Origin of the sequence: Amycolatopsis sp. NPDC051128 (genome assembly GCF_040682715.1) — a bacterium.
In the GTDB taxonomy this organism is placed as follows: domain Bacteria; phylum Actinomycetota; class Actinomycetes; order Mycobacteriales; family Pseudonocardiaceae; genus Amycolatopsis.
In genome coordinates, this window is sequence record NZ_JBFBBN010000029.1 from 13,587 (window position 1) to 36,638 (window position 23,052).

General features: G+C 68.2%; 23 protein-coding genes and 1 tRNA gene. 12 read left to right on the forward strand and 12 right to left on the reverse strand.

Annotation, left to right across the window (positions count from 1 at the left end; genetic code table 11):
• Positions 1 to 275: 275 nt before the first annotated feature.
• Entirely contained in the window at positions 276 to 1,694 is a 1,419-nt protein-coding gene (gene proP / locus AB0M82_RS26705) for a glycine betaine/L-proline transporter ProP (protein WP_364727118.1), read from the forward strand.
• Here proP and AB0M82_RS26710 read toward each other — a convergent pair.
• The gene (locus AB0M82_RS26710; RefSeq protein WP_364727120.1) at positions 1,691 to 2,884 is read right to left on the reverse strand and encodes an Ig-like domain-containing protein; all 1,194 of its coding nucleotides are present in this window, start codon (positions 2,882 to 2,884) and stop codon (positions 1,691 to 1,693) included. The genes proP and AB0M82_RS26710 overlap by 4 nt on opposite strands.
• Before the next feature lie 164 nt (positions 2,885 to 3,048).
• Between AB0M82_RS26710 and AB0M82_RS26715 the strand changes: the two genes are divergently transcribed.
• Positions 3,049 to 3,121, forward strand: a tRNA-Lys gene (locus tag AB0M82_RS26715).
• A gap of 105 nt (positions 3,122 to 3,226) precedes the next feature.
• Here the strand turns inward: AB0M82_RS26715 and AB0M82_RS26720 are convergent.
• Positions 3,227 to 4,036: a site-specific integrase gene (locus AB0M82_RS26720; protein WP_364727123.1), complete on the reverse strand. Its 810-nt coding sequence runs from the start codon at positions 4,034 to 4,036 to the stop codon at positions 3,227 to 3,229.
• A gap of 110 nt (positions 4,037 to 4,146) precedes the next feature.
• Between AB0M82_RS26720 and AB0M82_RS26725 the strand changes: the two genes are divergently transcribed.
• Together AB0M82_RS26725 and AB0M82_RS26730 are read left to right on the forward strand one after the other, a co-directional pair.
• Positions 4,147 to 4,755, forward strand: a complete 609-nt coding sequence (locus tag AB0M82_RS26725; RefSeq protein ID WP_364727126.1) for an RNA polymerase sigma factor — start codon at positions 4,147 to 4,149, stop codon at positions 4,753 to 4,755.
• A complete protein-coding gene (locus AB0M82_RS26730) occupies positions 4,748 to 5,923 on the forward strand; it encodes a CU044_5270 family protein (protein WP_364727129.1) in 1,176 nt (391 codons plus the stop codon). The genes AB0M82_RS26725 and AB0M82_RS26730 overlap by 8 nt, the downstream gene beginning before the upstream one ends.
• Before the next feature lie 395 nt (positions 5,924 to 6,318).
• On the opposite strand, the gene AB0M82_RS26735 is transcribed toward AB0M82_RS26730, so the two are convergent.
• Positions 6,319 to 7,104 carry a helix-turn-helix transcriptional regulator gene (locus AB0M82_RS26735; protein ID WP_364727131.1) on the reverse strand — a complete coding sequence of 262 codons (786 nt, stop codon included), beginning with the start codon at positions 7,102 to 7,104 and terminating at the stop codon, positions 6,319 to 6,321.
• A 91-nt stretch (positions 7,105 to 7,195) separates the two neighbouring features.
• Here AB0M82_RS26735 and AB0M82_RS26740 point away from each other — a divergent pair, with 91 nt between their 5' ends.
• Entirely contained in the window at positions 7,196 to 8,125 is a 930-nt protein-coding gene (locus AB0M82_RS26740; protein ID WP_364727134.1) for an NmrA/HSCARG family protein, read from the forward strand.
• Positions 8,126 to 8,222: 97 nt separating this feature from the next.
• A complete protein-coding gene (locus tag AB0M82_RS26745) occupies positions 8,223 to 9,122 on the forward strand; it encodes an NADP-dependent oxidoreductase (protein WP_364727137.1) in 900 nt (299 codons plus the stop codon).
• 97 nt (positions 9,123 to 9,219) lie between these two features.
• Here the strand turns inward: AB0M82_RS26745 and AB0M82_RS26750 are convergent, their stop codons facing one another.
• Complete coding sequence (locus tag AB0M82_RS26750) at positions 9,220 to 9,765, reverse strand: HIT family protein (protein WP_364727140.1); 546 nt, start codon at positions 9,763 to 9,765, stop codon at positions 9,220 to 9,222.
• A gap of 462 nt (positions 9,766 to 10,227) precedes the next feature.
• Here AB0M82_RS26750 and AB0M82_RS26755 point away from each other — a divergent pair, with 462 nt between their 5' ends.
• Together AB0M82_RS26755 and AB0M82_RS26760 are read left to right on the forward strand one after the other, a co-directional pair.
• The gene (locus AB0M82_RS26755) at positions 10,228 to 11,340 is read left to right on the forward strand and encodes a tryptophan dimethylallyltransferase family protein (protein WP_364727143.1); all 1,113 of its coding nucleotides are present in this window, start codon (positions 10,228 to 10,230) and stop codon (positions 11,338 to 11,340) included.
• A 46-nt stretch (positions 11,341 to 11,386) separates the two neighbouring features.
• Positions 11,387 to 12,757: a tryptophanase gene (locus AB0M82_RS26760; protein ID WP_364727145.1), complete on the forward strand. Its 1,371-nt coding sequence runs from the start codon at positions 11,387 to 11,389 to the stop codon at positions 12,755 to 12,757.
• Positions 12,758 to 12,799: 42 nt separating this feature from the next.
• Here AB0M82_RS26760 and AB0M82_RS26765 read toward each other — a convergent pair whose 3' ends face one another.
• From AB0M82_RS26765 to AB0M82_RS26790, 6 genes are all read right to left on the reverse strand, one after another.
• On the reverse strand, positions 12,800 to 13,354 hold the full coding sequence (locus tag AB0M82_RS26765; RefSeq protein WP_364727148.1) for an ATP/GTP-binding protein: 555 nt from the start codon (positions 13,352 to 13,354) through the stop codon (positions 12,800 to 12,802).
• A gap of 16 nt (positions 13,355 to 13,370) precedes the next feature.
• A complete protein-coding gene (locus AB0M82_RS26770; RefSeq protein WP_364727151.1) occupies positions 13,371 to 13,742 on the reverse strand; it encodes a DUF742 domain-containing protein in 372 nt (123 codons plus the stop codon).
• Positions 13,739 to 14,164, reverse strand: coding sequence for a roadblock/LC7 domain-containing protein (locus AB0M82_RS26775; protein ID WP_364727153.1), 426 nt, complete (start codon positions 14,162 to 14,164; stop codon positions 13,739 to 13,741). Before AB0M82_RS26775 ends, AB0M82_RS26770 begins: the two co-directional genes overlap by 4 nt.
• A 54-nt stretch (positions 14,165 to 14,218) precedes the next feature.
• Positions 14,219 to 16,621, reverse strand: a complete 2,403-nt coding sequence (locus tag AB0M82_RS26780; protein WP_364727155.1) for an ATP-binding protein — start codon at positions 16,619 to 16,621, stop codon at positions 14,219 to 14,221.
• Positions 16,622 to 17,238: 617 nt separating this feature from the next.
• Positions 17,239 to 17,871 carry a hypothetical protein gene (locus tag AB0M82_RS26785; protein ID WP_364727158.1) on the reverse strand — a complete coding sequence of 211 codons (633 nt, stop codon included), beginning with the start codon at positions 17,869 to 17,871 and terminating at the stop codon, positions 17,239 to 17,241.
• A gap of 863 nt (positions 17,872 to 18,734) precedes the next feature.
• Positions 18,735 to 18,896, reverse strand: coding sequence for a hypothetical protein (locus AB0M82_RS26790; protein WP_364727159.1), 162 nt, complete (start codon positions 18,894 to 18,896; stop codon positions 18,735 to 18,737).
• Between the two features lie 21 nt (positions 18,897 to 18,917).
• Here AB0M82_RS26790 and AB0M82_RS26795 point away from each other — a divergent pair, with 21 nt between their 5' ends.
• Both AB0M82_RS26795 and AB0M82_RS26800 read left to right on the forward strand, forming a co-directional pair.
• Positions 18,918 to 19,367: a GNAT family N-acetyltransferase gene (locus tag AB0M82_RS26795; protein WP_364727161.1), complete on the forward strand. Its 450-nt coding sequence runs from the start codon at positions 18,918 to 18,920 to the stop codon at positions 19,365 to 19,367.
• A 275-nt stretch (positions 19,368 to 19,642) separates the two neighbouring features.
• Complete coding sequence (locus AB0M82_RS26800; protein WP_364727164.1) at positions 19,643 to 19,849, forward strand: hypothetical protein; 207 nt, start codon at positions 19,643 to 19,645, stop codon at positions 19,847 to 19,849.
• A 172-nt stretch (positions 19,850 to 20,021) separates the two neighbouring features.
• Here the strand turns inward: AB0M82_RS26800 and AB0M82_RS26805 are convergent, their stop codons facing one another.
• A complete protein-coding gene (locus AB0M82_RS26805; protein ID WP_364727166.1) occupies positions 20,022 to 20,741 on the reverse strand; it encodes a TetR/AcrR family transcriptional regulator C-terminal domain-containing protein in 720 nt (239 codons plus the stop codon).
• Positions 20,742 to 20,863: 122 nt separating this feature from the next.
• On the opposite strand from AB0M82_RS26805, the gene AB0M82_RS26810 reads away from it, so the two are divergent.
• On the forward strand, positions 20,864 to 21,586 hold the full coding sequence (locus tag AB0M82_RS26810) for a hypothetical protein (RefSeq protein WP_364727169.1): 723 nt from the start codon (positions 20,864 to 20,866) through the stop codon (positions 21,584 to 21,586).
• Positions 21,587 to 21,935: 349 nt separating this feature from the next.
• Here the strand turns inward: AB0M82_RS26810 and AB0M82_RS26815 are convergent, their stop codons facing one another.
• The gene (locus AB0M82_RS26815) at positions 21,936 to 22,355 is read right to left on the reverse strand and encodes an ester cyclase (RefSeq protein WP_364727172.1); all 420 of its coding nucleotides are present in this window, start codon (positions 22,353 to 22,355) and stop codon (positions 21,936 to 21,938) included.
• A 108-nt stretch (positions 22,356 to 22,463) separates the two neighbouring features.
• Between AB0M82_RS26815 and AB0M82_RS26820 the strand changes: the two genes are divergently transcribed.
• Entirely contained in the window at positions 22,464 to 23,051 is a 588-nt protein-coding gene (locus AB0M82_RS26820; RefSeq protein ID WP_364727174.1) for a PadR family transcriptional regulator, read from the forward strand.
• The last annotated feature ends 1 nt before the right edge of the window (position 23,052 follow it).

Below are 23,052 nucleotides of genomic sequence, written 5' to 3' on the forward strand. Positions count from 1 at the left end.
TACCGCCGCCACGGGGATGCCGGCCGGGCCCGGGACGTCGGCGATGCCCGGAGACATCGCGTCGTTGTCGCCCGTGATGCGGGACGGGTCGGCCAGGTTCGCCGCCCAGAACGCCCGCGAGTCGCCGGGGGCCTGCCCGGTGGCCACATAGGACTTGAAGTCCTCGAGGCAGACACCCGTCGACGTCCAGACGTTGACATCGGGTCAATCCCTCGGGGCCACGTCGTGGCAACCCTCACGACCGGACGGCCCAGCCTGCGAGATCTTCGAACCGGATGCACCGTGGTCTGGTGGAACGTTCACGAACCAAGCTCCGGAAGAAACTGCGCTACGAGGACATCACCGTCGTCGACCAGTCCCTGCTCAAGCGCGCGGTGGGGGCAGCCGCGCTGGGCAATGCCATGGAGTGGTTCGACTTCGGCGTCTACGCCTACATCGCCGACACGATCGCCGAGGTGTTCTTCCCCGCCAGCGTGTCGCCCGGGGTACGGCTGATCGGCACGTTCGGCGCGTTCACCGCCGCGTTCCTCATGCGCCCGCTCGGCGGCCTCGTCTTCGGCCCGCTCGGCGACCGCATCGGACGGCAGAAAGTCCTCGCCGTCACCATGATCATGATGGCGATCGGCACGCTCTGCATCGGCCTGATCCCCTCCTACGCCACCATCGGCGTCTGGTCACCGATCCTGCTCGTGGTGGCCCGGATGGTGCAGGGCTTCTCCACCGGCGGCGAGTACGGCGGCGCGACGACGTTCATCGCCGAGTACTCCCCCGACAAACGCCGCGGGTTCATGGGCTCGTGGCTCGAGTTCGGCACGCTGTCCGGGTACGTGCTCGGCGCGTCCGTCGTCACCGGCATGAAGGCCTGGGTGCCCCACGCAACCCTGCTCGACTGGGGCTGGCGGATCCCGTTCCTGGTCGCGGGCCCGCTCGGCGTCATCGGCCTCTACCTGCGGCTCAAGCTCGAAGAGACGCCGGCGTTCCGCAAGCACGCCGAGGAGGCCGAGAAGCGCGGGCGCACCGGCGAGCCGTTCTGGAAGATGTTCACCGAGTACTGGCCCGCGCTGCTCGTCTGCGTCGGCCTGGTGCTCGTGTTCAACGTCACCGACTACATGCTGCTGTCGTACATGCCGACGTACCTGTCCGAGCAGCTGCACCTCGACGCGACCCACGGGCTGTTGCTGATCATCGTCGTCATGGCCGTGATGATGCTCATCATCACAGTCGGCGGCCGGATCACCGACCACGTCGGGCGCAAACCGGTGATGCTGGCCGGCTGCCTCGGGTTCCTCGTGCTGTCCTGGCCGCTGATGCTGCTCGTGCACGACGGCGGCGTCGTCCTCACGTTCCTCGGGCTGATGGGGCTCGGCCTGCTGCTGCTCTGCTTCGAGGTGTCGATGCCCTCGGCGCTGCCCGCGCTGTTCCCCACCGCCATCCGGTACGGCGCGCTGTCCATCGCGTTCAACATCTCGGTGTCGCTCTTCGGCGGCACGACCCCGCTGGTGATGCAGTCGCTGATCTCCGCGACCGGCCACGACTTCTGGCCGGCGTGGTACCTGATGGCGGCCGGCGCGATCGGCGCCGTCGCGGTGTTCTTCAGCCGCGAGACGGCGAACCAGCCACTCTGGGGCTCTGGCCCGTCGGTGTCGACGGAGGCGGAGGCGCGCGAGCTGGTCCGCGACTCCGCGAAGGGCTAGTTGCCGGCCGCGCGCCACTCGTCCCAGGACAGCTGCCAGACGCTCCAGCCGTCGGTGGGCTCGAGCTTCGGGCCACCACTGTTCTGCACGGTGACGATGTCGCCCTTCTTGGACGTGTCCATCAGCCACTTCGAGTTCTCGACGGACAGGTTCAGGCAGCCGTGGCTGACGTTGCGGTGCCCCTGCTGCCGTACCGACCACGGCGCGGAGTGGTAGAAGATGCCGCTGTAGGACAGGCGCACCGCGTAGTCGACGAAGGTGCGATAACCGCCGGGCGCGTCTTCGGGAACGCCGTAGGTGCCCGAGTCCATGGTGTAGCCGGTGTGCTCGCTCATGACGGTGTAGGTCCCGGCGGGCGTGTTGTGGCCGGGCTTGCCCATGGAGGTCGGCATCGTCTTGACCTCCTTGTCGTTGATCGTGACCGTCATCTGGTGGGTGCCGCCGTCGGCGACCGCGACGAGCTTGTCGCCGACGGTGCCGCTGGCACTCTTGTCCTCCCGGCCGTAACTGCCGTTGCCGAGCGGCTTGCCGTAGACGACGGCGTCGACCTTGATCTTGGTGCCGCTCTTCCAGTAGTCCTTCGGCCGCCACGTCACCTGCTTGTCGCCGGACCAGCGGAACGCGCCCTCGGTGGCCGGCTCCGCGGTGACCTTCAGCGCCTTCTCGGCCGCGGCCTTGTCGGCGACGTTGCCGGTGAAGGTGAAGACCAGCGGCATCCCGACCCCGACGGTCTCGCCCTCGGCGAGGTTCACCGACACGCCCAGCTGCCGGGCGGGCTTGACGGTGCTGAAGGTCGACTCCGACGTGACCGGCTTGCCGTCGGTCCCGGTCGCGGTCGCCGACAGCCGGTAGGTCTTGCCGTACCCGAGCGGCTCGGCGGAATCCCACCCGGAGCCATCGGCCCGCGGTTTGCCGGCGACGACCTTGCCATCGGCACCGGTCAGCTTCACCTCACCGACCTTCCCATCGGCAACGGCCACACTCACCGGCTCACCAGGAGCGACGCCGGTGGCGTCCTTCGCCGGGGTGAGCGTGAGCACGGCCGGCTTCGCCGCGGGCCGCTGCGCGACCGACGACGTCGCCGAGGGCGCCGGTTCCTCCGAAGGACTGCCATTGCAGCCGGCCACGGTGAGGCCGATCACCCCCGCGACCACCACCAGCCGCGCCCTCATGCCGGTCGAACGCCTCATGCCACCCGCCTGTTTCGCCGTCGATGTCCGACTACAGTGTGCCCGACCAGCCGGGACGCCGGGGCGACATTGCCGGAACCCGGGTAGGGGACCCCCCTGAAACGGGCCCCGCGAGGCCGTGTTAATGTTTTCCACGTCGCCGAGGGAAACCCCGGCAGACACCAGCGCCATTAGCTCAATTGGCAGAGCAGCTGGCTCTTAACCAGCGGGTTCGGGGTTCGAGTCCCTGATGGCGCACTTCGAAAGTCAAAGCCCACCAACGATTTTACCCGGATTCGCGGGTTTCGCTGGTGGGCTTTGCTCGTGTGTGCAGCCCGGGTGCAGCCGACGTGTCACCCCGGTTCAGTGTCTGACCGTCACCAGCCGTGCTCGTGGTGACCCGCTGCGCTGCCGGGGCACCACCACTTTGTGGATCTTGGCTCCGCGCTGGTACCCGGCGCGCCGGACGAGCGCCGCCGTCGCATCCGCCGCCCGCTGCGCCAGGCAGGGCAGAACGCTGGTGTCGGTGTCCGCGGTGAGCACGATGCTGGAATGCCCGAGCAGGGCCTGCACCACCCGCAGCTCATTACCGGCGGCCAGCGACAGGGTCGCCGCACCATGCCGCAGATCGTGGAACCGGATCGGCGGCAAACCGGCCTCGGCCACCAGGGCCCGGAAGACGCGCGAAACGTAGCTCGGGCTCCACGACCGGCCACCGTCATGGGAGAACACCCAATCCCCGGCCGGATCCTCCCGGGCGAGCCGGCGCAGCAGGGCGGTCGTCCCCCGATCCAACGCGACGGTCCGGCAGCTGGCGTCGGTCTTCGGCAGGCAGACACCGCGGCCATCACGTTCGACCAGCTGCCGCACCACCGACAGCGTCCGGTTCGCCAGGTCGACATCGCACCAGCGCAGACCGACTGCCTCCCCGCGCCGCAACCCCAGCAGGGCGGCCACGTGATAGAGCGGGTACAGCTGGTGATCGCGGACCTGATCGAGGAACGTCGCTGTCTGCTCGGCCGTCCACAGCGCGACCGCAGGACGTTCCCCGGTCCGGTGCCACAGCTCGACCCGGGCCTCGGTCCACACGACCGCCCGTGGGCGACGCCGGATCGCGCCGTTCAGCGCGGCCCGCAGCACCTCGCGAATCCGCTGCACCGTGGTCGGCGACAACGGCCGCGGCCGTACCGCGTTCGCTCGCAACAACGCCGTGAATGCCGCCTGTACCCTCCCGATCCCCGCGCGAACGCTTCCGCCGCGCAAACCCAATACTTGCTGTGACTATGACGCGGCAATCAACTCCGGCAAGCGGTGATGATCGGCCTGACCTGCGCCGCGGTGATCTCGAGGAGTCTTTCCGGCGTCTGTTCGACGAGCACGCCGCGGTCCTACACCGCTATCTGGTCGGGAGGATCGGTGTCGACATTGCCGGTGACCTGCTCAGCGAGACGTTCCTGATCGCATTGCAGCAGCGCGACCGCTACGACGCTGAGCGAGGAAGCGCCCGGTCCTGGCTGTTCGGTATCGCGACGAACCTACTGCGCACGGAGGTCCGCAACGAGGTCGCTGCCCAACGCAGGCAGTTGCGCCTGGCCGCGCACGAGCACAGCAGGCGGGTTGTGCACGGGCATGCCGATCGGGTGGCCGAACGGATCGACGCGCAGACCCGGGTGCAGCACCTTGCCGGGGCGTTGGCGGAACTCTCGCCGAACGATCTGGACGTGCTGCTGCTGACCAGTTGGGCGGAACTGGCGCCCACCGAGATCGGCGAGGCGCTCGGTGTTCCCGCCGGCACCGTGCGCTCCCGCTTGCACCGGATCCGGCGCTTGCTGAAGGCGTCCGCGGCATCCAGCCCCGCGCGCGATGAGGAAGGGGTACAGGCCGATGACTGAGGACAACGTCCACCGCTTGTGGACCGACGAAGAGCTGGACGAAGGGCTGATCTTGATGCGCCCCGGCGAACTCGCCAACCGGCAGCCCTTGGCCGAGGCACGAAACACACTGTTGAACGCAGTGCGCTCACTCGAAGGCAGGGACACCCTGGTGGCCGACACCGACCCAGTGACCGAGCCGACACGAAAGCCAGGGCTCCCCGCCGGACGGCGCTGGTGGCTCAGCGCGGCGGCCGCCGCGGTAGTGGTCGTTGCCGTCGGCGCCACCGTGGCGAGCACCGGCGGAGACCACGGTGCCCCCTCGGCCCAGGCGACGTCGTCGGTGCCGGCGGTGAAATTCGCGTCGGTGCAGCAGGCCCTGGACAAAGCGGCCGACATGATCCATGTCACGGGCGAGGCGCCCATTCCCGCAGGGAAATTCCGGTACACCGAGACCCGCGGCTGGTACATGGTCGCCAGCAAAGAGCGCCAGTTCGCTTTCCTCGCCGAAGAGCTGAAGCAGACCTGGCAGCCGAGCGACTTCGACAGTGAATGGCTGCTCAAGGTCAGTCAGACGGGGAACAAGCAGTGGCTGCTGGGCAACGAGCAAACCCCCACCACCGAGGGCCAGAACATCAACGAAATCCGTAAGTCCGGTGAGTGGCGCGCGCGGGGTGGCCAGTTCCCCGAGATGGCGTTGCTCACCGCCGGCCGGGGCGCCGGCGAATGGGGCGCGCCCACCGAACAGCAGCTGGCCCACTTGCCCCGCGACCCGCAACAGCTCTACGACCTCATGCTCAAAGATCCCTATCTGGTGAACAAGCCCCGCGGCGGAGGTGTGCTGAGACTCGCGGCCGATCTGCTGAAGACCGGTGTCGTACCCGCCGATCTCAAGGAAGCGGTGTACCGCGCGGTAGCCAAGATCCCCGGGCTGAAGATCACCGCGCAGGTGGCGAACCTGGACGGCCGCAAGGGCGTCGCCCTGGGTGTCACACCCCCGGACGGTGGCTATCTCTACGAGATCATCGTCGATTGCGACACCGGCGAGTTCATCGGGGAACGGACGACCCTGCTCATGCCCGGAGGCGAAGGAGGGATCGAAGGCATCAAAGCCAACACCGTGGCCGCCTACAGTTCGGTCCGCACCGCCATCACCGACCAGGCGGGGACCGTTCCAGCGGGAAACTGACCGGCCCAGGAGGCCGGCCAGAGTGGGCTCGGCACTCGCTCGGGGCGGGTGCCGGGCCCACTTTCCGCTCGGTTGCGAACCGGCATCTGCGAGCCCGCACCTCCGATTAAACAGTCAAACTGTCGCAGTTGCGTCGGTGTCGCAGTTGTCGGCGTACTGAGTTGTTGGCTGCTTGGCGTCCTCGTTCGAACATCGCTTGCGGGACGCCCGGTGAGCCGGACGTGGCTAACGTCCCTCATGCCGATGGGCGGCATCCACAGACGCGTACGTCGCGGGCGGTTCCTCGAGAACAGATCCGGCCGCGAGATGTCTGCTGTCCCATCCTGAGCGTGGGTTCCCGCACCATTGGGCTCCCACCGATGTTCCGCCAGGAACTACGGCTACCCCCGCCAACCTCACCCCTGGGAGCTGCGGGAGGACCGAGCCGACAAGCGATAGCCCCCGGGTGTCTGACCGACCAGCCCGGTGAAGGCGTCGATGAAGCTGCTGGGGTTCGACCAGCCCAGCCGGATCGCCGTGTCGGTGACCGAGGCGCCGTCGCCGAGCTCGATCAGCGCCCGTTGGATGCGCAGCAGGGTGCGCCACTGGTGGAAGCTCATCGACAGCTCGCTGCCGAACAGTCGGCTCAGGGTGCGTTCGCTGGCGCCGGTCCGGTGGCCCAGCTCGGCCAGGGTCGCCGGGCTCGCTGGGTCCACGTGAAGCAGGTCGGTGACCGCCTTGAGACGCCGGTCGCTCGGCTCCGGGAGGCTCAGCGGCTCCTGTTCGGCGCGGGCGAGCTCGGCGAGTACGACGTCGATCAGCAGCCGCGCACGGGGGCTCTCCAGCGGCTCGCCCTCGCTCATCAGCGCCAGATAGGCCTCGCGCAGCAACGCGCTCGCCACGAAGACCGACGGCTCGGCCGGCAGCTGTCCGGTCAGTGTCACGGGCAGCGACAGCACCCGGATGTCCGTCTCGCCGTACGCCTTGCTGCTGTGCACCGCGAAGGGCGGCACCCACATGATCCGGCTGGCCGGCGCCACCCAAGTGCCCACCTGGGTCGCTGTGACCAGGGCCCCACGCGCGGCGTAGCGGAGCTGGCCGTGGTCGTGGAAGTGCGCGGCCACGTCGGCGCCATGCGCGAGCGGCGCCGACAACGGCGCATCGTCGGTGCAGAAGCTCGGCTCGCCGCTGGGGTCGGGCACGTGATCGAGGTTACCCGACACTGGCGGGTTATCGGGAGAACCTGGCGCGATACCGGTGGTGAGCCTGGCGCCACAGACGCATCGTGGAGACATGTCACGACAGATCAAGCTCGAGGACGCCGCGCCCGCGTCGTCCTCCCCCACCGCCACACAGACGACCGGCACGATCGCAGTCTTCGGCGCGACGGGGCGACAGGGCGGGGCGGTGGTCGACGCGCTGCTGGACCACAAGGCCACCGTGCGGGCCCTGGTCCGCAACCCGCAATCCGACCGGGCTCAGGCCCTGGCCGCCCGCGGCGTCGAGCTGGCGGCCATCCGGACCGACGACCCGGCGTCGTTGGCCGCCGCGCTGACGGCGGTCGAGGCGTTCTACTTCATGACCCCGGAGGCGAACAACCTCGAAGAGGTCGAGACGGAGATCCGCATCGGCGCCGCGCTCGTCGACGCCGCGGTCGCGGCACGCGTCCCGCACGTCGTGTTCAACTCGGTCTTCGGCGCGGACCGGGAGCGGGGTGTGCCGCACCATGACTCGAAGCACTCGATCGAGGAGCACCTGAGGAAGTCCGGCCTCAGGGCCGCGATGGTTCGCCCGACCCCCTTCATGGAGGAGATGGCACCGCGCCTGGAGCACGGAGAGATCGTGCTGAGGCTGCCGCTGCCGGAGGACGCCGCCCTGAAGATGATCTCGGTCAGGGACGTCGGCCGGGTCGCCGCCGCGCTCCTGCTCGGCACCGCGGAGGCACCCGGCGGAGCCGTCGAGCTCGTCGGCGACGAGCTGACGGGCCCTCAGATCGCCGCGGCGTTCGGCGCGCGCGCCGGGCTCCCGGCACGTTACGAGGCCCTCCCGTTGAGCGTGCTTCCCAGCGACCTCGACAGGGCGATGTTCGGCCAGTTCGCGAAGGCGGCGGAACACCCGTCGGATCTTGCGGTGGTGCGGGCGATCGAGCCGGCCACTCTCGACCTGGCCGAGTGGATCCGATCCACCGGCTGGACCGCGCCCACGAACGTGGCTGGTTCCTGAGCCTGGCGAGCCGGAACCAGTCGAAGTGCCGGTGCGGCCACCGCCGGTCCCGGCCAAGTTGATCTTTCACCTAGAGCGACGAGCACTGGAGCAGAACATGAAGGCGATCACCTACACCGAGTTCGGCGGCCCGGAAGTCCTCCGCCTCGAAGAGGTCGACGAGCCGCACGCCGGACGCGGGCAGGTGCGGCTGAAGGTCGTGGCGGCAGGGGTCAACCCGCTCGACTCCAAGATCCGCAACGGGTGGAGGCCGCAGATCGCGCCGCCGTTCCCGGTGATCCCCGGCGTGGAGGCGGCCGGCGTCGTCGACGAGGTCGGCGAAGGCGTGACCGGCGTCGCGGTGGGTGACGAGGTCCTGGGCTGGACCGTCACCGGCGCGTATGCCGAGCACGCGCTGGCCGTCGACTTCGGCCCGAAGCCCGCAGACCTCGACTGGGACCTCGCCGCGGCACTGCCCGTCGCCGTCGAGACCTCGGTCCGCGTGCTCGACGCCCTCGGCGTCGGGGAAGGCGACACGCTCCTGCTGCACGGAGCCGCAGGTGTGACCGGCGCCGTCGGTGTTCAGCTCGCGGTCGCCCGCGGCGCCACGGTCATCGGCACCGCCTCCCCCGGCAACCACGACTACCTGCGCTCGCTGGGCGCGATCCCGGTCGCCTACGGCGCCGGCCTCGCCGACCGGGTCCGCGAGGCCGCACCGCAGCGCATCGACGCCGTGTACGACGCCGCGGGGGCAGGCGACCTGGAGGTGTCGATCGACCTGCTCGGCGGCACCGACCGGCTCATCACCATCGCAGATACGAAGGCCGCCGAGCTGGGCGTCACCTTCTCCGGCCCCGGCGCCCCGTTCGGTTCCCGCCTCGGCGAGTACGTCCGCCTCGCAGCCGACGGCAAGCTCACGGTGCGCATCGCGCAGAGCCTTCCGCTGGAGGACGCCGCGAAGGCGCAGGAGCTGAGCGCGAGCGGTCACGCCGCCGGGAAGCTCGTCCTGCGGCCGTAGCTCAGCGCCCGGCCGGCTGGGGAGGCACGACGGCAGCCGACGGCTACGGCAAGTGCCTTGAGGATGACCTGGCCCGCGTCATCGCGATCGGCCAGGGTCAGTCCAGGGCGGCGCGGAGCCGGCCTCCCATGGCGGCGATCGCGTCCATGTCACCCGGGATTCCCGGTTCCCATGGCAGCACCAGCCGGTCCTTGGCCTTGTCGATGTACCGCGGAATGACGTGCAGGTGGAAGTGGAACACCGTCTGCCATGCGTCGGCGCCGCAGCAGTTGAGCAGGTTCACCCCGTCGGCACCGAACTCCCCGGCCGCCGCCTTGGCGATCCGCTGCGCGGTCAGGGTGACGGCGGTCAGGTCATCGGCCGGGATCTCGAACAGGTCCTTGCTGTGCCGCTTGGGAACGACCAGCAGGTGACCGTCCGAGGCTGGGTTGATGTCCATGAATGCGTACGTCATGTCGTCCTCGGCCACTTTCGCGCTCGGGATGTCGCCGGCCACGATGCCGCAAAACAGGCACTGATCGCTCATGGCTCCTGATGCTAGCCAAAAGCGCTGAAGTGGCGGTGCATCCGGGCGGGACAGGTTGGCCTGCGGGCGGACCGCATTTCGGTGCTGGTCAGCGGGATCAGGGTCAGTGGTGTCCATAGGGGATGCTCCGTTGTTCACCACACCCCGGCGTCCATTCCGGACGAGTCGTAGCGAACGAGACGAATACCCGACATTCGTGTCGCCGGATCTCGAATCGACATGCAGAGGGTCGGCAGTGTCGGCACCGAGGTGCAGCCCGGACGCCGCCGTCGCGAGCCGACGCCTCCATCCGCGGCAGCTGGACACAGCCAGGCCCCTCGACGCCCCGAGCGGGGCACGATGACCCGTTGCCACCCAAAGCCAACAGGACGGCCGGTCCGGTAGCCGCACTTTCCCCTTCTGTCCAGGCGGTGTTCAGGTGAACTTGACGCGCGACGAGAACACTCAGAGACAATATCTCCGTCCGACTATCGCCCCGATAGGGGTAGCGCCCTCAGAACCTTCTGATTAATCTGATCAACAGCCACATATGGCGCCACCGATGGAGGCGCCAGGGCGGGCTGCACGCACGAACGAACGGTGAATGACAGAACCATGGTCGGAGCAAGTGTGTCGATGGCCACTTTGTCACTCTATGAACACACCGGCAGGCAACTCGACAGACTGTGCGAGGCCATCGGATTCGATAAAATCGACAAGCGGCCACGCGAACTCCTTCGCCAGTTACTCGGCCCCGGCGGCGCGCGCAGTCTCGCCGACCCGCCACTGTTCCCTTCGAATGTGGCCGACGACACAACTCCGGTCGAATTCTCCCTGGCATTTGACACGACCGGCGAATGTGCGATACGCGTGCTCGGAGAGAGCATCGGGACGCCGACACAGCGAGACTTCCTCGACACGGTCGCCGACGAGTACCACCTCGACACCACCCGGCTGGACACCCTGGGCGACCTCTTCCTTCCAGACGGAGAGCGCCAAGGGCCGTTCAGCCTGTGGTACTCGCTGATCTTCCGCGCCGGCCGCGACCCGAAGATCAAGCTCTACCTCAACCCGCAGATCAGTGGACCGGCCATGGCCGCTCCCCTGGTCAGCGAAGGATTCCGCCGACTGCGCATCCCGGGCGCGTTCGCGCCGGTGATCGAGCACGCCCTCCCCCGTCGTGAGCAGGACAGCTTCGCCTTCTTCGCGCTCGACCTCGACCGAGGGCCGCGGTCACGCGTGAAGGTGTACGTGGCGCACGAAGCCGCGGAGTGCTCCGACGTCGAGCGTGCCGCCGAGCTCGTGCCGGGCATCGACCCGCTGCAGATCCGCGAATTCTGCGCGTTCCTCGGCGGCGGAAAAGGGCCCTTTCGTGATCGACCGCTGATCTCGAGCTACTCCTTCATCGAAGGCGACCGAGATCATCCAAGCAATTACAGCCTTTATTTTCCGATTCGCAGTTATGTCCCCGACGATGGCGTCGCACTGGCGCGAGTGCACGCCATTCTGGCTCAATACGACTTCGACGGAGCAAAGCTCGACGAAGCGATCGCCGCGATTTCCGGCCGAAGACTGCGAGACGGCGTCGGCCTGATTCCGCATGTTTCGCTGCGGTTGGGGGAGTTCGGCTCGGGAATCACGGTGTACCTGTCCTCGGAGGCCTATCGGGTCATGCCCGCCCGCCGCCGTCCGGTGCTCGGCATTCCGCTTTGACATACGAGTACCCCGTCCCGGTCGACAAAAGCAGAGGAAAACAGTCATGCGGAATTTTCCGCCCTACCGAGCGCAGGTCGTCGCCGAAATCCCGATCACCACGCGACCGCAGCGGGAGCGAGCGCTCGCCGCAGCGGGCTACAACGCCTTCAACCTGCCCGCGAACATGGTCACCATCGACCTGCTCACCGACTCCGGCACCGGTGCGGTCTCCACCGCCCAGGAGGCGGCCGCGGTCGCGGCGGACCGCTCCTACGCCGGTTCCGACTCGTTCTTCCGCTTCCGGAGCGCCCTTTCCGAGCTGACGCACTACCCGCACATCCTGCCCGTGCATCAGGGCCGCGCAGCTGAACGTGTGCTGTTTTCCAGCGTGCTCTCCCCTGGCAAGCTGTCGCTGAGCAACACCCATTTCGACACCACGCGAGCGAACGTCGAACTGCTCGGCGCCGAGGCGCGTGACCTGCCCTGCGCCGAGTTCGGCGATCTGGACAGCCACGAACCGTTCAAGGGCAACATCGACCTGGCCGCCGTCGAGCAATCGCTGACCGGCCCGGAAGCGGACCGGATCGGCATGGTGCTGATCACCATCACCAACAACGGCGGCGGCGGGCAACCGGTGTCGATGGCCAACCTCACCGCGGCCAGCCGGCTGTGCCGTGCGCACGGAGTGCCGATCTTCCTCGACGCCGCCCGGTTCGCCGAGAACGCCTGGCTGGTGATCCAGCGAGAAAGCGGTTACCAGGACAAGACCCCCCGCGAGGTCGCCGAGGAGGCGTTCGGGCTCGTCGACGGCTGCGTCGCCAGCCTGAAGAAGGACGGCATCTCCCCCATGGGGGCGTTCATCGGACTGAACGACGCCGAGCTCGCGCAGCGGTGCGAGACGAACCTGATCGCGACCGAAGGGTTCCGTACCTACGGCGGCCTCGCCGCGCACGATCTCGACCGCGTCGCCAAGGGCCTTCAGGAAGTCCTCGACCCGAACTACCTCGGCGCCCGGGCCGCCGAGGCCGCGCGCCTGGCCCAGCAGGCCAACGACGCCGGGGTCGACATCGTGCAGCCGCCAGGCATCCACGCGCTCTACCTCAACGCCGGCCGGTTGCTACCGCACCTGCCGGCCGGCAGGTTCCCCGGGCACGCGCTGGCCTGCGAGCTCTACCTGGCGGGCGGGATCCGCTGTGTCGAACTCGGCTCGCTCTACCTCGGGACGCTGGATGAGCACAACGAGCTCGTGACGGCCGCGCCGTTCGAGCTGGTCCGGATCGCGTTGCCCCGCCGCGTCTACACGCAGGGACACTACGACTACGTGGCGGAGGTGCTCGCCGACATCGCGAAGGACCCGGGACGCGTGCCCGGCTACCGGATCGTCGACGCGCCCGCGACGCTGCGGCACTTCAACCTCCGGATGGCACCGGCCTGAGTCCGGCGTGTCCCGCCACACAGGACACGCCGGAATCCGGCGTCAGACCCGCGCGGGCACCGCCATCATCGCGTGCTTGACCAACCGGATCAGCGCGAGCTTGCTCGAGTCGCGGTCACGGGCGTCGCACATGACGATGGGCACCCGGTCCGGGACGACCAGGGCCTCCCGGATCTCGTCGGCGGTGTAGCGCGGCGCATTGTCGAAGCAGTTCACCGCGACGACGAACGGGATTTTGCGCCGCTCGAAGAAATCGATGGCGGCGAAGCTGGTCTCCAGGCGCCGGGTGTCGACCAGCACGATCGTCCCGATCGCGCCTCGCGCCAGGTCGTCCCACATGAACCAGAAGCGCGCCTGGCCCGGCGTGCCGAACAGGTACAGCACGTGCCGCGGCGAGATGGTGATCCGGCCGAAGTCCAGCGCGACCGTGGTCGTCGTCTTCCGCTCCACCCCGGACAGGTCGTCGATCCCGGCGCTGGCCTCGGTGAGCACCTCTTCGGTGGTCAGCGGCGGGATCTCGCTGACCGACCCGACCATGGTGGTCTTCCCGGCGCCGAAGCCGCCCGCGACGATGATCTTGACCGGCGTGGGGACCATGTCCACCCCGGTGTCGTCAGTACTTGATGAGGCCATCGAGAACCGCCTGGAGTGTTTCGAGGTCCGGCGACTGCGCCGGGTGGTGGGCAGGGGAGCGCGTGATGACGAGGCCGCGTTCGATCAGGTCGCCGACGAGCACGCGCACGACCCCCAGCGGGATCTTCACGTAGACCGCGATCTCGGCGATGGACACCGGACGGCGGCACAGCTGGACGATCGCCAGGTGCTCCGGGCCCAGCCCGGCCGGTTCCTGCTCCGACCGCAGGGTCATCACCTGGGTGGACAGGTCGAGCCGCGCGGTGTCGGCCGGTGTCCGGCCGCTGGTGATCGTGTACGGCCGGACCAGCGGCCCGGCGGCTTCGTCGTACCAGCCGTCGTCGGAGTTCATGTGGCCTCCCGAAGGACGTTGGCCGCTTCACGCGGCGCGGACGCCATGTAGTCGCCGACCCGCTTGACCAGCCGGCTCATCTCGTACGCGATCATCTCGACGTCGACGCTGTCCGCGGCCAGCACGGCGAGGCAGGCGCCCTGGCCGGCCGCGGAGACGAACAGATAGCCGCGCTCCATCTCGATCATGTTCTGCAGCACCGGGCCGCGGTTGAACTGCTTGCTGACCCCCTTGGCGAGGCTCTGCAGGCTGGAGGCGATGGCCGACAGCTGGTCCGAGTCGTCCTTGCCCATACCGGCCGACTTGCCGATCAGCAGCCCGTCGGCGGACAGCACGATGGCGTTCTGCGCGCCGACCACGCGGCTCACCACGTCGTCGAGCAGCCAGTTGAGATCGGGTTTGGGGTTCCCGTACTCGTTCATGCTCCTGAGACCTTGACTTTCCTGTGAGGACTTGACCTGTGTGCTGTCGCGGGCTTAGGCATCGTCGGGTCCGCCGCGCCCCCGGCGGGTGCCCTTGTGGAACGCCGCGAGCGTGCGCGCGGTGCCTTCGCCCGGCGCGACGACGTCGTTCTGGCTGTCGTCAGGTTCGGTTTCGAGCTGGGCGACGAGGTTCCGCTGGGGCTCGCGCCGGGGCAGCCGCGGTCGGTCGTCGGTCGGCCGCACGTCCATCTCCCGTTCGGCGGCGGGCGCCGGGTCCGGCGCCGCCGCCGGCACGGAGGGCAGGGCATCGGGCGAGGTGAGCGCGCGTGCCGGGTACGGCCTCGGCTTGGTGTCTCGCTTCATCGGGATCTGGCCGGTGAACGAGCTGGGCGTGTCCATGGCACGAAGCGGGCTTTCTGCTGCCTGCGGCGCGGGGCCGCCCACCGGGGCGAGGACCGCGGTGTCCTCGACCGACGTGGATCCGGTGATTTCGGCCTGGCCGGCGTCCTTGCCGGCCAGGTGCTGGGTGGGGATGAGCACGGTGGCGCGGAGGCCGCCGTAGCGGGACGGGTCGAAGGTGACGGTGATGCCGAGCCGGTCGGCCAGGCGCGCGACCACGAACAGGCCGAGGCTGGAGTCGGCCCGCAGGGCCATCGCGTCGAACTCGGGCGCCTCGGCCATCATCGCGTTGGCCCACTCGCGAACGCCGTCCTTCATGCCGAGCCCCTGGTCCGACACGTCGACGACGACCCCGCGCGCGACCATGCGGCTGGTCACCTCGACCGGCGAGCCGGGCGGCGAGAACGACGTCGCGTTGTCGACCAGCTCGGCGACGAGGTGGATCGTGTCGGCCACCGCGGCGCCCACGATCGCGACGTCGGCCACCTGCTCGACCTGGACCCGCGCGTACTGCTCGGTCTCCGAGACGGCCGCGCGCAGCACTTCCATCAGCGGGACCGGCTTGCGCCAGCGGCGGCCGGGCTGCTTCCCGCCGAGGATGATCAGGTTCTCGGTGGTGCGGCGGGCGCGGGCGGCGAGGTGGTCGAGCTGGAACAGCGACGCCAGCTGCGTCGAGTCGTCCTCGCGGGCTTCCATCTCGTCGAGGATCTGCAGCTGCTGGTGGACCAGGACCTGGTTGCGGTGCGCGATGCCGAGGAACACGTTGTGCACGCCGCTGCGGGCCTTGGCCTCGCTGGCCGCCGCGTTGACCGCGGTCAGCTGCGCGACGTTGAACGCCTCGGCCACCTGGCCGATCTCGTCCCGGCCGTGGTCGAGCTGCGGGAGCTCTTCGGCCAGGTCGACGGATTCGCCGTTCTTCAGCCGCTCGACGATGTTCGGCAGCCGGTTGCGGGCGAGGTCGAGCGAGTCGTTGCGCAGCCGCGCGAGGCGCGTCATCAGCGCGCGGTCGACGAGCGAACGCGACACCCGCACCGCCACGATGATCGCCGCCAGTGACGCGAGCAGCGCGAGGATGCTGCCGATGATCGCGTTGCGCAGCTGGACGTCACCGGAGTCGATCGCGGCCGCCGAAACCTTGTCCGCCTGGGTGATTGTCAAGTCGGTGAGGCTTCTGGAGACCTGGCCGGTCGCGTTCTGCCAGTCCGCCGCGTTGACCGGCAGGCCTGCCTGCTCGCCGCGCGACCATGGGCCGTGCTTCACCAGCGCGTCCTCCTGGTTCGACAGCTGATGCCAAGCAGCGCTGTCGACCAGCTTCTGGTAACGGTCCCGGACTTCGGGCTCGAGGAAAGGCGCGATCTGAGTCAGCTGCGTCTTGTAGAAGCCGGACAGCTGGGTGAACTGTGCGAAGTCGTCGGGCGCGAACGTCCCGGCCGCGAACGCCGTCGATACCAGCGAAGTCTCACGCGACATCATGTCGCCGGCGCGGAACACCGACGTGGCCGAGATGGCGCCCGGCACGGCGGTGGCGTCCGGCACGATGCGGGCCTGCGTGTCGAACAGGTTCGACGCCGTCTCGAACATCCCGTTGTAGTAGCTGTTGACCTGCGCGGGGTCGATGCTGCGGAAGCTGACCTGCGAGCGCAGCACCGGCAGCTGCTCGAACTGGGACTTCAGCGCGTTGACCTTGGTCGCGATCTCGTCGGGCGCATTGGAGATCGTCGAGGCGAACGCGTCCTTCAGCGTACCGAGCTTGTCATCGGTGACCTTCTGCTGTTCCTGCAATCGCGACGGGCTGAGCGCCGGGTCGTCCAGGTACTGCAGGGCCAGCTGACGCTCCTGCTGAAGTGAAGCCAGTGCGGTGACGGCCGGGATCGACACCTCTCGCACGGACGCGGCGACCAGCCGCACGTAAAGGCCGTTGAAGACAAAGTACGAAGCGACTGCGGTCCACAGGACCAGCAGCGTCACACTGGGAATCAGAACGGTCCTGGTCAGCCTTTTGCGGATCGACTTGTCGTATGGTTTGCCCGACTCGTCCTGAGTGTCTTTGCTCTGCACGGCGGTTCACAAGCTCCTGGGTAACAGTGGGCGAAGAGTCGGGACACGGCCGAGGAACGACACGACGGGGGGACAGAACGGCAGCCGACACGACTCCTCGGTTCACCCTTCGTGGTTGCCACGGATCACATCAGGGTCCGTTTTTTATCATGAACGACGAGGCGGCGGTGATCATGATCCGGGCAGCCGACAGCCGCCCACCTCACGGCGGGGACAGATAACCCTCGGTGACGGCTCGATTACCCGCGTTTGCAGTGGTACGGGCTCCGGGCGAAGACTGCGACGTGGTCGCGTGGGCTAAATGGGTGAAACTCAAACTGCCGCGTAACGTCGCATGCCCGGCGCGTCCGCATGGAAGTCGGAGCGGGCGATAGAAATGCCCGTCAGCGGCGCCGCGGCGGCCGCGTCCGATGTCGGGGGCCTCAGGCTTCACAAATACCTGGAAGATGTGGGGCGTCATGATCCGTCCCCCCGGGGTTCGATCCTCGCGGCTCGCGCTTCGGCGATTTCGGACACGCCCCACCGCACCAACTGTCGGCGCTGATCAAATAGCCGCTGCGGGATGCGTAGCAAGCACAGTCGCCGTCGATGCGCCGTCGCGCAGGCACTGAGCCGGTTCAGGAGTCGTTTGATCGATCAGACGCGCCCTCTCGCTTCGCAGCGCGTGGTCGCGGAGTCTGTTGCTCCGCTGCCCGCAGCCCGAGTTTGCTCGGCCGCGACGCCGAGGCGAGAAGCACGTAACCCGCGCCGGCGCCCAGCAGCGCCACCCGCACGACCATCTGCAGCCGCGTGAAGACCCCCTCGAACTCGCCCAACATGCTCGCCAGCCAGGTAGCCAGCACCAGGACCAGGCCGATGACGGCGATCCTGTGCCAGCCTGGCGGCCACCACAGCACCAGGCTGGCGGCGCCGACCACGAAAACGGCGTTCAGCAGCAGAGGGAGCACAACGTTGCCGGGGACGACGGCGTAGGCCAGCACGAGCGCGCCGAACGCGCTCACAGACATCGCGCCAAGCCACGACTGCCATTGCACAGGAGCGATCCGGCGCAGCGGCGGCCCGGCCAGCAAGAAGGCGACACCCGAGACCGCGTGCATGATCCGGAACACCAGCGGCCCTGCCAGCAGCGCGTCCACCGGGTCCCGCACCGGCGACACACCCGTCGGCACCACGAACTCGAGCAGCCAGCCCGAGTACGTGATCAGACCAGCCCCGACCAGGAGGATCGTCGCGATCCGAGCTGTGCGCACAGCAGCAGCCTAATACTCCCGCCGCACTGACACAGCAGCCGCAGGTGATCATGCCGTCTGAAACTCTCGTCGAAGCCGGGCTCGCTGGTTGAACCGGCGGGCACGGGTCGGGTGACGTCGCCGCCACGAGGCGCCGTGCAGGTGATGGGCTTGAGCAGGCCGCCCGCTCACCCTTCTCTCACGGCAGCCGTAGCCATGACCATCGTGAGCAGACTGCCTGCATGATCAACAGGGGTTCGCGACGGACCTCATCAGTCAAGATCACAACGGTGCTGCAGCTGTACAAAGCTGACGATTGGTTCAGGAGCGGATTGCGGGCAGACGGTTGATCAAGGCGTTGCGCCAGCACATTGGCCGACCAACCGTGAGGGCCGACCTCACCTGCGGCGGCCAATGAGTCCAAAGCAACCAAAGCCTCCGTCGGCGGCGAAGTCAGGGACCTCGCCGAGCATGCCGTGAGAGCGGCCGGCCGCTACTTGGACACCCGTGGGCTATCTGCGAACACGGTCAGGGCCTGCCGGAGCCAATGCGCCGCGTACGTACAGTGGATTGTCTCCAGCGCGGCGAGGCACCCCAACGCATTTGCGGACTACACCGGCGCCGAGGCGGCGGTTGCTGCTTGGCGCACGCGTCTGATGCGCACGGGAACTGCCCGGCGACGATCCAGCAGGCCCTCCGCGCAGTGACGCTGCTGCATGAACAGGGGGGTGGAGCTGCGCCAGCCCGCAGCAACAAGAGGAGGTGGACGGCGCGTCTCTCAGCATGGATCGCGAACTGCGACCAGCCGGGCCCCTGGTGGTGCAGCAAACGCGCGAGTCCATCTTGGAGAGGTGGAGGTCGAAGACCGCTGACCACCGAGGGAATCAGTTGTCGCCTGCCACCGCTGTGGGATCACCCGCTGCCAGTCGTGGGACCACCAACAGCAGCGCAGAAGTGAACAGGTTCTCGCGCTGCCGATTGGCGAACGCGGTGTCCTCGAACGACCGATAAGCGGCAGAAGCGGATATGCAGTTGCCGAACGCCACCGCCGCTTGGATCCTCTGCGGATGAGTTTCTCTTCGGTCCACATCCGGTACGGCACGACAGACGACGCGGAAGCTGTGTGCGATCTCGCGGGTCAGCTGGCGCAGTCGTTCACGTTCTCGAAAGCCCGGTTCCACGACAGCTACGCAGCAGTGCTGTCGACCGATGACGCCTGTCTCCTGGTCGCTGCCGACAGCGATGGCGTACTCGGCTATCTGCTGGGATTCAATCACCGTACGTTCTACGCGAATGGTCCGGTGGCCTGGGTTGAGGAGATCCTGGTACGCGCACAGGCGCGGGGCCGCGGCATCGGCCGTGCTCTGATGCAGGCGTTGGAACGTTGGGCGGCACAGCGGAACTGCGCCCTTTCCGCCCTGGCGACCCGACGCGCGGCGCCGTTCTACCTGGCTTTGGGGTATGAGGAATCGGCGACCTACCTTCGCAAGGTGCTGCCGACGCGAGAACTGCCCTGACCGTTCGGCTTCGACCAACGGCATCTGGTCGGCTGCCACGCGTTCGAGCCGGAGCGGGACCGATGCCGACCAGGCTCGCCGCCCCTCCTGCGCAGCAACCAACCCATCCCGGAAACGCGACTCGATCGCTTCTGCCGATGCGCGCTCGTCGGCAGGACAGTACGTTGGGTGTCAGGTTGTAGATGCCATGCGTGAGTTCGGCCCAGGGCACAGAACAGCAACGGCATCGCTTGTCCCGCGCCGGAAACCGCCGAATCAACCGAACATTGCACATCATGGGCATCGTCCAGCTCCGCAATCCCACCGACGGCCGCGTCTATTTCGACTCAAAAAAGGTGGCGGGCAAGACCTCGATGGAAGCGATGCGCGCCCTCGAACGACGCCTGTCGAACGTCGTCTACGCACGCATGCTCGCCGATCAGAAACGACGCGAGGCGGCCGGCCCGGGAGGGCACTCGGGGACGACTCTCAATCCAGCGTGACCGGCCTGACCCCGGACACCGGCCCTTCGGACAAGCCACAACCCGAACCTGCCACCGCTCAGCCTACGCCCGTCGCCACCGCCCCTTGACATAACGGGGAGCCATGAGCGGACGTTGGTGTGGGGTCGATGTGGTCAGGGTGCGGCGCCGGCAAGACATTCGGGATGTGGCGCTACCGGGCTGACGGCCGTAGCGGTGAGTTCGACCCGCTGCCCGCTGTGCGGGAGGCTTGCTGGAGCATCCGGCTGAGGCCGTCGAGGATGAGGTCGAGTCCGAACTCGAACTCGTCGGCGAAGGCGAACCCGGTCTTTGCCAGTTCGGTGACCACCTCGGCGAGGTAGGGGTAGTCCTCGAGTCCCGACGGCTTCCGGTCGACGACGGCTTTTTGCCGCCGCGCGGCTTCCGCCGGGATGTCGCCGGCGAGGGTCTTCTCCTGGAGGGCGAACCCGTAGACGTAGGCGTCCATCAGGTTGTACGCGTGCACGGCCATGCGGAAGGGAAAGCCCGCGTCACGGCGGAGGCACCGCATCATGGCGTTGTGGTGGTGCAGATTCGCCGGGCCTGGGGTACCTGTCTCCATCCGGCCGACCGCCCACGGATGACGGAGCAAAGCCAGCCGCATCGATGCCGCGCGGCGGTGCATGGCGGTCCGCCAGTCGACGTCGACGGGGACCTCGACCTCGGCGAAGACCAGGTCGACCATGCCGTCGAGGAGCTCGCGCTTGTCCGCCACGTGCTTGTAGAGCGCCATGGGCACGACGCCGAGCCGGTCCGCCAGCCTGCGCATGGTCAGCGCCTCGAAGCCGCCTTCATCCGCCAGTTCGACGGCGGCGCGCAGCACCTTGGCCCGGTTGAGCCGCTCCCGGCCTCCGGCCGCGGCGGTGTCCTGCATCGGGGTCCTCCAGCTCCTGAACGGGGGTCCGGTCTTGACAGGTGTACATCGTACGCCTAGCTTGGGCTCAGTAGAGGTGTACGTTGTACACCTCGGTCGAATCCCTCTCGGAGGAGCAAGGCATGAGTGCCACGCCAGGACCCGGCAAGACGACGCAGTTCTCCATGGCGCCCGGCGAACGGGGCCTTTCGCGGGCCGCCGGAATCGCTGCCGCGATCGCGGGGGCACTGTTCATCGCGGTCCAGGTCGGCCACCCGGCCATGGACGTCTCGCTGGTCACCACCACCGACTGGGCCGTGCGCGGCACGGCGAAGGCGCTCATGGCCGCGCTGGCGCTCGCCGGCATCACCGGCATGTACCTGCGTCAAGTCCGGCAGACGGGAATTCTCGGCTTCCTTGGCTACGTCTTGTTCGCCGCCGGCTACCTGCTGATGTTCAGCATCGAGGTGGTCGCCGCCGCCGTTCTGCCCGCGCTGGCACCCACGGCGCCCGGCTATGTCGCCGACGTCCTCGCCGTCGCCTTCGGCGGCACCGCAACCCATGACATCGGCGGCATGCAGACCGTCATCGCGGTCAGCTCCGTCGGTTATCTCGCGGGTGGATGCCTGTTCGGCATCGCGTTGTTCCGGGCGCGCGTCCTCGCCCGGTGGGCGTCGGCGCTGCTTGCCGCGGGCACCGTCGCCACGGTCGCGCTCGCGGTGCTCCCGGAGTCGTTCAACCGGCCGTTGGCCGTTCCGACCGGAGTAGCGTTGATCGGCTTGGGCATCTCGCTGTGGCGGGTCCGACCAGCCACGGGCAGCGACAACTCGGCGCCTCCCACTGTGGAACACGCCGCCGCGCGATGATCGTCGACGTCGGCGCCATCCGCACTGCGTGGCGGGGATGAGGCCGGATCCCGGCCCCATGACTCACGCTCGTCGGCAGTACCGGACATGCGGCCGCTCGTGGCAAACGACAATCAGTCGAGTCGTCGTTCTGGTCGGGAAAGATGCCGTACCGCCTGCGCCACACCTACGCCGTCCGGCTGCGCAAGGAACGGCTCGGGCTGCGCTCGGTCAAAGCTGCATCTCGATACTTCGCACGCAAGCGCCGGTGATCGCCACGCCGGCAGCACGGGGCCATGGACCTGGCGCGCCACCCTCGCCCCGCCGGAATCCGGTCGGCGTCCGCCGTGGTCACCGGCGAACCGCGCTCTCAAGGCGCGGGCACGGCACCGATCTGCTGCATCACGCCGAGGAGGTCGGGCTGACCCCGCTCCTTGATGATCTTTCCGTCTGCCAGGTAGTAGAAGTTCATAGCCTGGACCAAGATCTTCTTCCCGCTGGCCGGGATTCCGAAGAACTCACCCTGGTGCGTCCCGCGCATGGTGAACCGGGCGGCCACCGTGCCGCCCTCGGTGACGGTCTCTTCCAGAGTCCACCGGACATCCGGGAAGCCCGCGCGCATCATCGCGATCAGCTCCAGGTAGCCCTCGGGCCCCCGCAGCGGTTCCGGGTGGCTTGGCGCGTGAAACTCGGCATCCGGGGCGATGACCTCGCGGGCAAGATCCTCGTCAGCCGAGTTGATGAACTCGACGAAGCGACTCATCACGGATTCGGTGGATTGCGGCGACATGTCCGTCCGCCTCTCTTCTTGCACTTCCTCGCCACGAGCGAGCGGAGGGCCCACTGTACATCGATTCGATGCACACCTCGAATCGATGTACAGTGGGACCATGGAGCCATGCTTGACCTAGCGATACTGGGCTTCCTGGCCGAGCGGCCTTTGCCCGGACATGAACTGCGCCGCCGCGTCTCGGAGCTGATGGGCTACACCCGGCCGATGAGCGACGGTAGCCTGTACCCGGCGATCAAGCGTCTTGCCGCGGCGGGCCTGCTGGAGCGGCGCGCGGACCCCGCGGGAGGTGCGGCCCGCTACATACTGAACATCACCGCCGCCGGACGCGCCGACCTGCTCAAGCGGCTTCGCACGCCGGCTGACCACGAGATCAGCGACTTCACGCGGTTCTTCACGGTCTTGGCGTTCCTGTCCCTCCTGCCGGACGTCGAGGAACAGCACGCGGTGCTGCGACGGCGATTGGAGTTTCTGGAGGCACCGGCGAGCTTCTTCTACGAGGGCGACCGGCCGCTGCGCGCCAAGGACATGGCCGATCCCTACCGGCGCGGCATGCTGCTGACCGCCCGTGCCATCAACCGCGCCGAACGCACTTGGTTGCACCAGGTTCTGGACGGTGACCAGCCGGCCGCCACGCGCGCCGAGGCCGATCCCCCTACGCACGAAAACCCGTCAGCTGATCAACCCCGAAGGTAGC

Coding starts and splice junctions, on each gene's coding strand:
- AB0M82_RS26770 (WP_364727151.1), bottom strand. CDS start 13,742: ATGAACTCCGACGACGGCTGGTACGACGAAGCCGCCGGGCCGCTGGTC.
- proP (WP_364727118.1), top strand. CDS start 276: ATGCACCGTGGTCTGGTGGAACGTTCACGAACCAAGCTCCGGAAGAAA.
- AB0M82_RS26760 (WP_364727145.1), top strand. CDS start 11,387: ATGCGGAATTTTCCGCCCTACCGAGCGCAGGTCGTCGCCGAAATCCCG.
- AB0M82_RS26710 (WP_364727120.1), bottom strand. CDS start 2,884: ATGAGGCGTTCGACCGGCATGAGGGCGCGGCTGGTGGTGGTCGCGGGG.
- AB0M82_RS26815 (WP_364727172.1), bottom strand. CDS start 22,355: ATGTCGCCGCAATCCACCGAATCCGTGATGAGTCGCTTCGTCGAGTTC.
- AB0M82_RS26800 (WP_364727164.1), top strand. CDS start 19,643: ATGGGCATCGTCCAGCTCCGCAATCCCACCGACGGCCGCGTCTATTTC.
- AB0M82_RS26795 (WP_364727161.1), top strand. CDS start 18,918: ATGAGTTTCTCTTCGGTCCACATCCGGTACGGCACGACAGACGACGCG.
- AB0M82_RS26765 (WP_364727148.1), bottom strand. CDS start 13,354: ATGGTCCCCACGCCGGTCAAGATCATCGTCGCGGGCGGCTTCGGCGCC.
- AB0M82_RS26725 (WP_364727126.1), top strand. CDS start 4,147: ATGACGCGGCAATCAACTCCGGCAAGCGGTGATGATCGGCCTGACCTG.
- AB0M82_RS26775 (WP_364727153.1), bottom strand. CDS start 14,164: ATGAACGAGTACGGGAACCCCAAACCCGATCTCAACTGGCTGCTCGAC.
- AB0M82_RS26730 (WP_364727129.1), top strand. CDS start 4,748: ATGACTGAGGACAACGTCCACCGCTTGTGGACCGACGAAGAGCTGGAC.
- AB0M82_RS26820 (WP_364727174.1), top strand. CDS start 22,464: ATGCTTGACCTAGCGATACTGGGCTTCCTGGCCGAGCGGCCTTTGCCC.
- AB0M82_RS26810 (WP_364727169.1), top strand. CDS start 20,864: ATGAGTGCCACGCCAGGACCCGGCAAGACGACGCAGTTCTCCATGGCG.
- AB0M82_RS26750 (WP_364727140.1), bottom strand. CDS start 9,765: ATGGACACCACTGACCCTGATCCCGCTGACCAGCACCGAAATGCGGTC.
- AB0M82_RS26740 (WP_364727134.1), top strand. CDS start 7,196: ATGTCACGACAGATCAAGCTCGAGGACGCCGCGCCCGCGTCGTCCTCC.
- AB0M82_RS26805 (WP_364727166.1), bottom strand. CDS start 20,741: ATGCAGGACACCGCCGCGGCCGGAGGCCGGGAGCGGCTCAACCGGGCC.
- AB0M82_RS26745 (WP_364727137.1), top strand. CDS start 8,223: ATGAAGGCGATCACCTACACCGAGTTCGGCGGCCCGGAAGTCCTCCGC.